Here is a 12,221-nt window from a genome sequence, read left to right as displayed (position 1 = left end):
CGGCCTGAACGACAGGCCTTCCATACGGACCGGCACAACGTCCCGGCCCGGAAAATGGGCGAAAAAAAGGCCTCGCTTGCGCGAGGCCTTTCATTGTAGCTTCCGGTGCGATTACTTCGCGCCCGGAACCGTCTGGGAGGTTTCCCCTGCACGACGGGTACCGACGATTTCCAGTTCCACGCGGCGGTTCTGGGCGCGGCCTGCGGCGGTCTTGTTCGTCGCGACCGGCTGCGATTCGCCCTTGCCTTCGGTGTAGATACGGTCGGCCGGAACACCCTTGCTGACCAGGTACTTCTTGACCGCTTCAGCGCGACGCTTGGACAGGGCCAGGTTGTACTTCTCCGTACCGATCGAGTCGGTGTGGCCGACGGCGATGACCGTTTCCAGGTTGATCGTTTGGGTTTGAGCGGCCACCTGATCCAGCAGCTTCTGACCTTCCGGCTTCAACGTCGACTTGTCGAAGTCGAAGAAGGTGTCGGCGTTGAAGACCACCTTGGAGGCCATCGGCGTGGGGGCCGGAGCCTTCGGAGCGGCCTGCGCGACCGGCACGCCGTCGCAACCGGGGATGCCGGTGGCGGGGGTCCAGAACGCATCGCGCCAGCACAATTCGTTGGTGCCGTTTTTCCACACGTTGCCGAACGGGTTGCGCCAGTTGTCGACGGTCTGGGCCGAGGCTGCACCGGAGGCCGTAACGGCGGCAAACGCGAGCGCCAGAGCGAATTTGGAGGGTTTGTTCATGTTTCTCCTCGTTGAGCTTGAAGCTGGATAAGTGACTCGCAGCGAACCCCCGCCGCTATCAGGAAAACGGGGCCAGTATAGCAACGCCAAGAATAGGATCAAAGGATTGCGACTGGGTTTCCTGCGTGCTGGAAACAATCTTAAGGCATTTGTCGTGCCCTGACCCGTGCATTCATGCCCGACTGGACCATTTCACCGCCCAGTCCTTGCCCTATGTTGGTTTTTGGCAACAGGGCATGCAGGGCCTGTAAAGCCCCTGGATGAGCATGGGTCGCGCGATACGCCCCCGCCGGCTTGAATCGCGCAGCCCCGTCCTGAACGGCCCGGAATGATAGAATTTCCTGTTTCCCCGACGGGCATGTCGCGCGGCGCTGCATGCCGCTCCCGGCCGCGGAAGGTTCCAGTCCGCCGCCGGCCGGTCGGGTCGGTCACTAAGTTGCCACGGGTCGCCACGGGCCAGGGCTTCACTAGAGTCGCCACTTACTTATATATATGGATTCCTTCGCCAAGGAGACGCTTCCGGTATCGCTGGAAGAAGAGATGCGTCGCAGCTACCTCGATTACGCCATGAGCGTGATCGTGGGTCGGGCCCTACCGGATGTCCGGGACGGCCTCAAGCCGGTGCACCGGCGCGTGTTGTTCGCCATGCACGAGCTGAACAACGACTGGAACCGCGCCTATAAAAAATCGGCGCGTATCGTCGGGGATGTGATCGGTAAGTACCATCCCCATGGCGACCAGGCGGTATACGACTCCATCGTGCGCATGGCGCAGGATTTCTCGCTGCGCTACATGCTGGTGGACGGGCAGGGCAACTTCGGCTCCATCGACGGCGATAACGCGGCGGCCATGCGGTATACCGAAATCCGCCTGGCCAAGATCGCCCACGAACTGCTGGCGGACATCGACCAGGAAACCGTCGACTTCGGCCCCAATTACGACGGCAGCGAAAAAGAGCCCCTGCTGCTGCCCTCGCGGCTGCCTAACCTGCTGGTCAACGGCAGCTCCGGCATCGCGGTGGGGATGGCCACCAATATCCCGCCGCACAACCTGCAGGAAGTCATCGACGGCTGCCTGTACTGCCTGCGCAATCCGGAATGTACCGTCGATGAACTCATCGAACTGATTCCGGCGCCGGATTTCCCGACGGGGGGCATCATCTACGGCCTGTCCGGCGTGCGCGAAGGCTACCGCACCGGCCGCGGCCGTGTGGTGATGCGGGCCAAGACCCACATCGAGGACATGGAAAAGGGCAATCGCCAGGCCATCGTGGTCGATGCGATTCCTTTCCAGGTCAATAAGAAAACCCTGCAAGAGCGCATTGCCGAGCTGGTCAACGAAAAGAAGATCGAGGGCATTTCCGATATTCGCGATGAATCGGACAAGGACGGCATGCGGCTGGTCATCGAGCTCAAGCGCGGTGAAGTGCCCGAGGTCGTGCTGAACAACCTCTATAAGAATACGCAGTTGCAGGACACCTTCGGGATGAACCTGGTGGCGCTGGTCGACGGCCAGCCGCGCCTGCTCAACCTGAAGCAGATGGTGGAATACTTCCTGCAGCATCGCCGCGAAGTGGTGACGCGCCGCACGGTATTCCAGCTGCGCAAGGCGCGCGAACGCGGCCATGTGCTGGAAGGCCTGGCGGTGGCGCTGGCCAACATCGACGAATTCATCGCCATCATCAAGGCGGCGCCCACGCCGCCGGTGGCGCGGCAGGAGCTGATGGCGCGTGCCTGGGACTCCTCCCTGGTGCGTGAAATGCTTGCGCGCGCCGACGGCGATACCCCGGGCGGCATCGCGGCCTATCGGCCCGACGATCTGCTGCCCAGCTACGGCATGCAGCAGGACGGGATGTACCGCCTGAGCGATACCCAGGCGCAGGAAATCCTGAACATGCGCCTGCAGCGCCTGACCGGGCTGGAGCAGGACAAGATCGTCGGCGAATACAAGGAAGTGATGGCCACCATCGCCGACTTGCTGGACATCCTGGCCAAGCCGGAGCGCATCACCACCATCATCAGCGATGAACTGCAGGCCATCAAGGCAGAGTTCTCCACGGCCGCGAAGGATGTGCGCCGTTCGGAAGTCGAACTCAACGCCACGGAACTCGATACCGAAGACCTGATCACGCCTACCGATATGGTCGTGACCCTGTCGCATGGCGGCTACATCAAGAGCCAGCCCTTGTCCGAATACCGCGCACAGAAGCGCGGCGGCCGCGGCAAGCAGGCCACGGCGATGAAGGACGACGACTGGATCGACCAGCTGTTCATCGCCAACACGCACGATTACCTGCTGTGCTTCTCCAATCGTGGCCGCGTGTACTGGCTCAAGGTGTGGGAAGTGCCGCAGGGCACGCGCACCTCGCGCGGCAAGCCCATCGTCAATATGTTCCCGCTGATCGACGGCGAAAAAGTCAACGTGGTGCTGCCGGTCAAGGAATTCAGCGACGACCACTACGTGTTCATGGCGACCTCGCGCGGCACCGTCAAGAAGACCCCGCTGTCCGACTTCTCCAATCCGCGCAAGGCCGGCATCATCGCGGTCGACCTGGACGATGGCGACTACCTGATCGGGGCCGACCTGACCGACGGCAAGCATGATGTCATGCTGTTCTCCGATGCCGGCAAGGCCGTGCGCTTCGACGAGAACGACGTGCGCCCGATGGGCCGCAATGCGCGCGGCGTGCGCGGCATGATGCTGGAGGACGGCCAAAGCGTCATCGCGATGCTGGTCGCGGGCGACGAAGTGCAGAGCGTGCTCACCGCCACCGAAAACGGCTTCGGCAAGCGCACCTCCATCACGGAATACACGCGCCACGGCCGCGGCACCAAAGGCATGATTGCCATCCAGACCAGCTCGCGCAACGGCAAGGTCGTCGGCGCGGTGTTGGTGCAGCCCGAACACGAGATCATGCTGATCACCACGGGCGGCGTGCTGGTCCGTACCCGCGTGTCCGAGATCCGCGAAATGGGCCGGGCCACGCAGGGCGTGACGCTGATCAGCGTGGATGACGGCAGCCGCTTGTCCGGCGTGCGCCGCGTGGTGGAAAGCGATGCCGACCTCGATGCCGAGGCGGAGAGCGACGATGCGCAGCCGCCGGCCGAGTCGACCGACGGCGACCAAGCGACTGAGCCGACGGAGGAATAATGGCGCGTCCCTGGAACTTCTCGGCGGGGCCCTCGGCCTTGCCGGAACCCGTGCTGCGGCAGGCGGCCGAGGAAATGCTCGATTGGCACGGCAGCGGCATGTCGGTGATGGAAATGAGCCATCGCGGCAAGCAGTTCGTGCAGATCTGCGATGAGGCCGAACAGGACCTGCGCGACCTGCTGGCGGTGTCGGACGACTATGCGGTGTTGTTCATGCAGGGCGGCGCCACGGCGGAAAACGCCATCGTTCCGATGAACCTGATCGGTCGGCGCGGCGCCGCGGTGGCCGACTACGTCCTGACGGGCCAATGGTCGGTGAAGTCGCAGAAGGAAGCGTCCAAGTACGGCGACGCCGGCATTGCCGCCAGCAGCGGCACCGAGACGGAACTGGATGGCCAGCGGCAGAAGCCCTGGACCTGGGTGCCGCCCGTGGAAACGTGGAAGGTGCGCAAGAATGCCGCCTACCTGCATTTCTGCAGCAACGAGACCATCGGTGGGGTGGAGTTCACGGACTGGCCCACGGCCGCCCGCCTGGGCGTGGACGACGTTCCCCTGGTCGTGGACGCGTCCTCCCACTTCCTGTCGCGCCCCATGGATATCGCCCGTACCGGCATGGTGTACGCGGGCGCGCAGAAGAACGCGGGCCCGGCCGGCGTGACCGTCGTCGTGGTGCGCCGCGACCTGATTGGCCACGCCTTGCCGATCTGCCCGGCGGCCTTCGACTATGCCAACGTCGCGCCCGAACATTCGCGCTTCAATACGCCGCCGACCTATGCCATCTATGTCGCCGGCCTGGTGTTCAAGTGGATCAAGGCGCAGGGCGGCGTGGCGGCGATGGAGCGCGCCAGCATCGCCAAGGCCGAATTGCTGTACGGCTATCTGGACAGCACGGATTTCTACCGCAATCCGGTGCATGCACCCGTGCGGTCGCGCATGAACGTGCCGTTCATCCTCAGCGATGAATCGCTCAACGACGCCTTCCTGAAAGGGGCGGACCAGGCCGGATTGACGCAGCTCAAGGGCCACAAGAGCGTGGGCGGCATGCGCGCGTCGATCTACAACGCCGTGCCGCTGGAAGCGGTCCAGGCGCTGGTGTCTTACATGCAGGATTTCGAGCGACGCCATGGCTGATTCCCTTGCCGAAAAGCTGCGCCCGCTGCGCGAACGCATCGATGCCATCGATGCGCAGATCCTGGACTTGCTGACGCAGCGCGCCCGCACCGCGATCGCGGTGGGCGAGGTCAAGCATGCCGAAAACGCCGACGGCCCGGTACTGCGCCCGGACCGCGAGGCGGAAGTCATCCGCCGGCTGCAGCACTTGAATGCGGGGCCCATCCCGCGCGAGGCGGTGGCGGCCATCTGGACCGAGATCATGTCCGCCTGCCGGGGCCTGGAGCGCGGCCTGACGCTGGCCTACCTGGGCCCGGAAGGTTCGTATTCCGAACAGGCGGCGCTCGAGCATTTCGGCCACGCGGTGAACCGGCTGCCTTGCCCGTCCTTCGATGAGGTCTTTCGCGCCTTGGAGGCGGGGCAGGCCGATGTGGGCATGGTGCCGGTGGAAAACTCCACCGAAGGGGCGGTCAACCGCACCCTGGACCTGCTGCTGAATACCTCCCTGACGGTCATGGGCGAGCGTTCGCTGGTCATCCGTCATTGCCTGATGTCGCAGAGCGGCGCCCTGGATGGCGTGAAGACGGTCATGGCGCATCCGCAGGCACTGGCGCAGTGCCAGGCATGGCTAAGCCGCAATCACCCGGAACTGGCGCGTTCGGCGGCCTCCAGCAACGCCGAGGCCGCGCGCGTCGCCGCGCAGGATCCCACGGTGGCGGCGATCGCCGGCGAATCTGCCGCCGCAAGCTGGGGCCTGCGCGTGATCAGCGCCGGTATCCAGGACGACCCGCACAACCGCACGCGCTTCCTGGCGCTGGGATCGATTCCCAGCCAGCCCACCGGCAACGACAAGACCAGCCTGATCATGGCGGTGCCGAATCGTGCCGGGGCCGTATACGAAATGCTGGCGCCGCTGGCCGAAAACAAAGTGTCGATGACGCGCTTCGAATCGCGTCCGGCACGCACGGGCCAGTGGGAATACTATTTCTACGTCGACGTGCTTGGCCACGCGCAGGATGCGCATGTCGCGCGCGCGTTCGAGACGCTGCGTTCGCAAGTGGCTTTTTTCAAACTCCTGGGTTCCTATCCCGCGCAATGAAGGGCGGCAAGCCGCGGGCGGCAGCCCGGCACAGCGCCGGGTACCGCGGGCGGCACCAGCCTGATCCGCTATGACTGACACGAACAAAACCCTGGCCGCGCCCGCCCATGTAAGCGTCATCGCGCCCTATCAAGCCGGCAAGCCCATCGAAGAACTCGCGCGCGAGTTCGGCCTGGATCCCGCCACGATCGTCAAGCTGGCATCCAATGAAAATCCCTTGGGCATGCCGGAATCCGCGCGCGCCGCGATGCTGGCCGCCGCAACATCCCTGGGCCGCTATCCGGACCCCAATGGCTTCGAGCTGAAGTCCACGCTGTCCCGCCTGTATGGCGTTCCCATGGACTGGATCACGTTGGGCAATGGTTCCAACGACATCCTGGAGCTGGTCGCGCTGGCGCTGTTGGAAAAGGGCACCTCCGCGGTCTACGCGCAGCACGCATTCATGGTGTATCGCCTGGCCACGCAGGCGCGCGGCGCACGCCATATCATGGTGCCGGCGCGCGACTACGGGCACGACCTGGACGCCATGCTGGCGGCCATCGCCGACGATACGCGCGTGGTCTTTATCGCCAACCCCAACAATCCCACCGGGACCTTCCTGCCGGCGCCCCGCATCCAGGCCTTTCTGGAGCAGGTGCGCGAGCGTCATGGGCAGCGTGTCGTCGTCGTGCTCGACGAGGCCTACAATGAATACCTGGACCCGGAGTACCGCTTCGACAGCGTGGCGTGGGTGCGGGAATTTCCGAACCTGATCGTGTCGCGCACGCTGTCCAAGGCCTACGGGCTGGCGGGCTTGCGTGTCGGCTTCGGCACGTCGCAGCCCGCGTTGACCGACCTGCTGAACCGGGTGCGCCAGCCCTTCAACGTGAACACGCTGGCGCAGGCGGCGGCGGTGGCGGCCCTGCAGGACCGTGACTTCCTGGCACGTTCCTACACGCTCAACAAGGAAGGCAAGGCGCAGTTGTGCCAGGCCTTCGACGCCTTGAACCTGAAGTATGTGCCGAGCTACGGCAACTTCGTGCTGGTGCGGGTGGGCGATGCCGCGCGCATCAATCTTGAATTGCTCAAGCGCGGCGTGATCGTGCGCCCGGTGGCGGGCGACGGCTTGCCCGAATGGCTGCGCGTCAGCATCGGCCTGCCGCAGGAAAACACGCGTTTCATCGACGCGCTGACCGGCATCCTGAAGGCATCATGACGCTGCAGCAGGCGGATGCGCGCACCGCGGCCGAGCCGATACCGGTCCTGGCCGTGGTGGGCGTCGGCCTGATCGGCGGGTCGTTCGCGGCGGCCTTGCGGCGCGCGGGCCAGGTGGGGCGCGTGCTGGGAGTCGGCCGCAACGGCCCCTCGCTGGAGCGCGCGCGCGAACTGGGCCTCATAGACGAAGCCGTCGGCGCGGCCGAGGCGGCGGCCCGGGCGGACCTGATCATGCTGGCCTCGCCCGTGGGCACGTTCGGCGCCATCCTGGCCGAGATGCGGGCCAGCTTGAAGCCGGGCGCCATCGTCACCGACGCCGGCAGCACCAAGGTGGCGGTTGCCCAGGCCGCACGCGCGGCGCTGGGCGAGCGCCTCGCCTGCTTCGTCCCCGGACACCCCATCGCCGGCGCGGAAAAAGTCGGGCCTGACGCTGCCGATCCATGTCTTTATACTGGTCGCAACGTGGTCCTGACGCCGCTGCCGGAAAACGCCGCGGCCGATGTCGCGCGCGTGCGGGCCGCCTGGGAAGCCTGCGGGGCACGCGTGCTGGAAATGGATACGGTCGAACACGACCAGGTCCTCGCTTCGGTCAGCCATATGCCGCATTTCCTGGCCGCCGTGTATGTGGCGCAGGTCGCCCGCAGCGCGGATAGCAGGCAGCGTCTTGCCATCGCGGGAACGGGGTTTCGGGATTTCACCCGCATCGCCGCCGGATCGGCGGAAATGTGGCGCGATATTTTCGTTTCGAATCGCGCGGCGATGAAGGCGGAACTGGCGGAGGTGCGCACGGTACTCGACGAGGCCGAGCGCGCGCTGGACCGCGGGGACGGCGCCGCACTGGAAGCCTTACTGGAAGAGGCGGCGCGGTTCAGGCGGGACTGGAAAACGGGGCGGTAAGGCGGCACCGGCCGCTTCACGTCTTCATCGGGGCGGTTCGCGCAGTGGCGGCCGGCGGCAGCGCGACGGAACACGGTTTACCACAGGACACGGCTTACATGAGCGGACCTTCTTTTCTCGATCTGCCGCGCGCGACCCAGGCGCGAGGCACGGTATCCCTGCCCGGGTCCAAGAGTATTTCCAACCGCGTGCTGCTGCTGGCGGCGCTGGCCGACGGTACGACCGAAATCAGCGGCCTGCTGGACTCGGACGATACGCGGGTGATGCTGGCGGCGCTGCGCGCGTTGGGCGTCACGCTGGACGAACGCGGGGAAGGGCGCGTCACGGTGTGCGGCGCGGGGCGCTTTCCTCAGCCGGCCGCGGATCTTTTCCTGGGCAATGCCGGCACCGCCGTGCGGCCGCTGACCGCGGCGCTGGCGCTGATGGGTGGCGACTATGGCGTTTCCGGCGTTCCCCGCATGCATGAACGGCCCATCGGCGACCTGGTCGATGCCTTGCGCGCGCTAGGCGCGAGGATCGACTACACCGGCCGCGAAGGCTATCCCCCCTTGCGCATTGGCAGCGGCACGCTCGGTACGCAGGGGCCCGTGCGCATGCCGGGCGCCGTGTCCAGCCAGTTCCTGACCGCCATGCTGCTGGCCGCGCCCATCTATACCGACACCGTGGGCGAGCCGCTGGTCATCGAGATCGTGGGCGACCTGATCTCCAAGCCGTATATCGAAATCACGCTGAACCTGATGGCGCGCTACGGCGTCGCGGTAAAGCGCGAAGGCTGGTCGCGCTTTACCGTGCCCGTGGGCGCATGCTATCGCAGCCCCGGGCGCATCGCGGTCGAAGGCGATGCCTCGTCCGCCTCGTATTTCCTGGCGCTGGGGGCCGTGGGCGGCGGGCCGGTGCGGGTGCAGGGCGTCGGGCGCGACAGCATCCAGGGCGACGTGGCCTTTGCCCACACCCTTGAAACCATGGGCGTGCGCATCGAATTCGGCGGCGATTGGATCGAATCGCGCGGCGTATGCGTGGCGCGCGGCGAAACCCTGCGCGCCTTCGACGCCGATTTCAACCTGATTCCCGATGCCGCCATGACGGCGGCGGCGCTGGCGCTGTTTGCCGACGGCCCGTGCCGCCTGCGCAATATCGGCAGCTGGCGCGTCAAGGAAACCGATCGCATCCATGCCATGCAGACGGAACTGAGCAAACTCGGGGCCGGCGTGTCCTCGGGCCCCGACTGGCTGGAAGTCACGCCGCCCGGGCCGGATGGTTGGCGCGATGCGGAAATCGGCACCTGGGACGATCACCGGATGGCCATGTCGATGTCGCTGGCCGCCTTCGGGCCGGCCGCCGTGCGCATCCTGGACCCGGGATGCGTCAGCAAGACTTTTCCCACGTATTTCGATGTCTATGCCGGCCTGGTCGGCGGCGAGGAGCCCGTATGACGCAGGCAGACGACACGTCCCTGGCGACCGCGCCGGCGCTGCCGCCGGTGATCGCCATCGATGGCCCGACCGCCTCGGGCAAAGGCACCGTCGCGCATGGCGTGGCCCGGCGGCTGGGGTGGACCGTGCTCGACAGCGGGGCGCTCTACCGTCTGACCGCGCTGGCCGCGCTGGACCTGGGCATCGCGCCGGAGGACGAAGCCGGCGTGGCCGAGGCCGCCCGCACGCTGGCGGTGCGTTTCGAGGGACAGCATATCTACCTGGACGGCCGGGAAGTCGGCTACGACATCCGCCAGGAAAGGGTGGGCAATTTCGCCTCGCGGGTGGCGGCTTTCGGGTCGGTGCGACAGGCCTTGCTGGACCGGCAGCGCGCCTTCCGCCGGGTGCCTGGGCTGGTCGCGGATGGCCGCGACATGGGGACGGTGGTCTTTCCGGACGCTGCGCTCAAGATTTTCCTAGTGGCCGACGTCGAGGCACGTGCCGAAAGAAGGCGTAAGCAGTTGATGGAAAAGGGTATTTCTGCTAATCTAGATGACCTTTTGCGAGATATGCGCGAGCGCGACGCCCGCGATACCCAGCGTACGGTGGCGCCCCTGGCGCCTGCTGAAGACGCCCGGGTGTTGGATTCGTCCAAAATGACGGCCCAGGAAACGGTGCAAGCCATACTCGATCTCTGGAACGGCCTGCGTAACAGCGGGTCCGCGCCTGCCACGGCGGGCGCGGCGGGGAAAGCAAAAGGTTTTTCCGGCGCCGCCGGGAATATCGCTCCTAGATAGCGCTGTTTCCGACGGTTTTTGTTCCACTCCGCTGGTACGGGCAACCCGCGCTGGCGTGCATATATAACAAGGCCATTCCGGCCTATGGATTTCAATTCAATGTCTTCCAATCCCTCTACTGCTGTCCGCGACGCCATGGGCAGCGAAAGCTTTGCCGACCTGTTTGCCGAAAGCCTCAAAGACCAGGACATGAAGTCCGGCGAGGTCATCAGCGCCGAAGTCGTGCGTATCGACCACAACTTTGTCGTCGTCAATGCTGGGCTCAAGTCCGAAGCGCTGATTCCGCTGGAAGAATTCCTGAATGATCAGGGCGAAGTCGAAGTCAACCCGGGCGATTTCGTCTCGGTGGCCATCGATTCGCTGGAAAACGGCTATGGCGACACCATCCTGTCGCGCGACCGCGCCAAGCGCCTGTCGGCCTGGCTGCAGCTCGAGCAGGCACTGGAAAACGGCGAACTGGTCACCGGCACCATCACCGGCAAGGTGAAGGGCGGCCTGACTGTCATGACCAACGGCATCCGCGCGTTCCTGCCGGGCTCGCTGGTGGACCTGCGTCCGGTCAAGGACACCACGCCGTACGAAGGCAAGACCCTCGAATTCAAGGTCATCAAGCTCGACCGCAAGCGCAACAACGTCGTGCTGTCCCGCCGCCAGGTGCTGGAAGCCAGCATGGGCGAAGAGCGCCAGAAGCTGCTGGAAACCCTGCACGAAGGCGCGGTGGTCAAGGGCGTGGTCAAGAACATCACCGACTACGGCGCGTTCGTGGACCTGGGCGGTATCGACGGCCTGCTGCACATCACCGACATGGCATGGCGCCGCGTGCGTCACCCCTCCGAGGTCCTGCAGGTGGGCCAGGAAGTGGAAGCCAAGGTCCTCAAGTTCGACCAGGAAAAGAGCCGCGTCTCGCTGGGCGTCAAGCAGCTGGGCGAAGATCCGTGGGTGGGCCTGGCTCGCCGCTATCCGCAGGGCACCCGTCTGTTCGGCAAGGTCACCAACCTCACCGACTACGGCGCGTTCGTCGAAGTCGAAGCCGGCATCGAAGGCCTGGTGCACGTCTCCGAAATGGACTGGACCAACAAGAACGTCGACCCGCGCAAGGTTGTTACCCTGGGCGAAGAAGTCGAAGTCATGGTCCTGGAAATCGACGAAGACCGTCGCCGCATCTCGCTGGGCATGAAGCAGTGCCGACAGAATCCGTGGGAAGAATTCGCCACGAACTTCAAGCGTGGCGACAAGGTCCAGGGCGCGATCAAGTCCATCACGGACTTCGGCGTGTTCGTCGGCCTGCCCGGCGGTATCGATGGCCTGGTGCACCTGTCCGACCTGTCGTGGACGGAAACCGGCGAAGAAGCCGTGCGCAACTTCAAGAAGGGCGACGAAATCGAAGCCGTGGTCCTGGGCATCGACACCGACAAGGAACGCATCTCGCTGGGCGTCAAGCAGCTGGAAGGCGATCCGTTCAACAACTTCGTCGCCACCCATGACAAGGGTGCGGTCGTTCCCGGCACGATCAAATCGGTCGAGCCCAAGGGCGCCGTGGTGACGCTGTCCGTGGATGTCGAAGGCTATCTGCGTGCTTCCGAGATCTCGTCGGGCCGTGTCGAAGACGCCACGACGGTGCTGAACGCCGGCGACAACATCGAAGCCATGATCGTCAACGTCGATCGCAAGACGCGTTCGATCCAGTTGTCCATCAAGGCGCGTGACAACGCCGAAACCGCGGATACGATCCAGCGCATGTCTGAAGCCAGCGCTTCGTCGGGCACCACCAACCTGGGCGCCCTGCTGAAGGCCAAGCTGGACCAGCAGCGCAACGACGGTTAAA

General features: G+C 65.2%; 8 protein-coding genes and 1 pseudogene. 8 read left to right on the top strand and 1 reads right to left on the bottom strand.

Translation table 11 applies throughout. From position 1 onward, the window contains the following. Positions 1–111: 111 nt before the first annotated feature. Positions 112–738 (bottom strand): outer membrane protein OmpA, encoded by a 627-nt coding sequence (ompA, locus tag AKI39_RS17180; RefSeq protein ID WP_066638661.1) that lies wholly within the window; start codon positions 736–738, stop codon positions 112–114. Between the two features lie 492 nt (positions 739–1,230). On the opposite strand from ompA, the gene gyrA reads away from it, so the two are divergent. The 8 genes and pseudogenes from gyrA to rpsA all read left to right on the top strand — a co-directional run bounded on the left by gyrA (position 1,231) and on the right by rpsA (position 12,220). Then, complete coding sequence (gene gyrA / locus AKI39_RS17175; protein WP_066638658.1) at positions 1,231–3,888, top strand: DNA gyrase subunit A; 2,658 nt, start codon at positions 1,231–1,233, stop codon at positions 3,886–3,888. Beyond that, positions 3,888–5,018 (top strand): 3-phosphoserine/phosphohydroxythreonine transaminase, encoded by a 1,131-nt coding sequence (gene serC / locus AKI39_RS17170; RefSeq protein ID WP_066638654.1) that lies wholly within the window; start codon positions 3,888–3,890, stop codon positions 5,016–5,018. Before gyrA ends, serC begins: the two co-directional genes overlap by 1 nt. Beyond that, positions 5,011–6,096, top strand: coding sequence for a prephenate dehydratase (pheA, locus tag AKI39_RS17165; protein WP_066638652.1), 1,086 nt, complete (start codon positions 5,011–5,013; stop codon positions 6,094–6,096). Before serC ends, pheA begins: the two co-directional genes overlap by 8 nt. Before the next feature lie 70 nt (positions 6,097–6,166). Continuing rightward, positions 6,167–7,291: a histidinol-phosphate transaminase gene (hisC, locus tag AKI39_RS17160; RefSeq protein ID WP_066638649.1), complete on the top strand. Its 1,125-nt coding sequence runs from the start codon at positions 6,167–6,169 to the stop codon at positions 7,289–7,291. Continuing rightward, entirely contained in the window at positions 7,288–8,187 is a 900-nt protein-coding gene (locus AKI39_RS17155; RefSeq protein ID WP_066638646.1) for a prephenate dehydrogenase, read from the top strand. Before hisC ends, AKI39_RS17155 begins: the two co-directional genes overlap by 4 nt. Positions 8,188–8,285: 98 nt before the next feature. Further along, entirely contained in the window at positions 8,286–9,620 is a 1,335-nt protein-coding gene (aroA, locus tag AKI39_RS17150) for a 3-phosphoshikimate 1-carboxyvinyltransferase (RefSeq protein ID WP_066638643.1), read from the top strand. Beyond that, positions 9,617–10,297: pseudogene (cmk, locus tag AKI39_RS17145) on the top strand ((d)CMP kinase); the annotation flags it as partial. The gene aroA and the pseudogene cmk, both read left to right, overlap by 4 nt. Positions 10,298–10,480: 183 nt before the next feature. Continuing rightward, on the top strand, positions 10,481–12,220 hold the full coding sequence (gene rpsA, locus AKI39_RS17140; RefSeq protein ID WP_066638640.1) for a 30S ribosomal protein S1: 1,740 nt from the start codon (positions 10,481–10,483) through the stop codon (positions 12,218–12,220). Position 12,221: the final 1 nt, after the last annotated feature.

This window comes from Bordetella sp. H567, from assembly GCF_001704295.1.
Lineage (GTDB): Bacteria > Pseudomonadota > Gammaproteobacteria > Burkholderiales > Burkholderiaceae_B > Bordetella_C.
This window is presented reverse-complemented; position numbering and strand designations above follow the sequence as displayed.

Excerpts from the sequence above, each read along its gene's own strand:
- ompA (WP_066638661.1), bottom strand. The coding sequence starts at position 738 with ATGAACAAACCCTCCAAATTCGCTCTGGCGCTCGCGTTTGCCGCCGTT.
- gyrA (WP_066638658.1), top strand. The coding sequence starts at position 1,231 with ATGGATTCCTTCGCCAAGGAGACGCTTCCGGTATCGCTGGAAGAAGAG.
- serC (WP_066638654.1), top strand. The coding sequence starts at position 3,888 with ATGGCGCGTCCCTGGAACTTCTCGGCGGGGCCCTCGGCCTTGCCGGAA.
- pheA (WP_066638652.1), top strand. The coding sequence starts at position 5,011 with ATGGCTGATTCCCTTGCCGAAAAGCTGCGCCCGCTGCGCGAACGCATC.
- hisC (WP_066638649.1), top strand. The coding sequence starts at position 6,167 with ATGACTGACACGAACAAAACCCTGGCCGCGCCCGCCCATGTAAGCGTC.
- AKI39_RS17155 (WP_066638646.1), top strand. The coding sequence starts at position 7,288 with ATGACGCTGCAGCAGGCGGATGCGCGCACCGCGGCCGAGCCGATACCG.
- aroA (WP_066638643.1), top strand. The coding sequence starts at position 8,286 with ATGAGCGGACCTTCTTTTCTCGATCTGCCGCGCGCGACCCAGGCGCGA.
- rpsA (WP_066638640.1), top strand. The coding sequence starts at position 10,481 with ATGGATTTCAATTCAATGTCTTCCAATCCCTCTACTGCTGTCCGCGAC.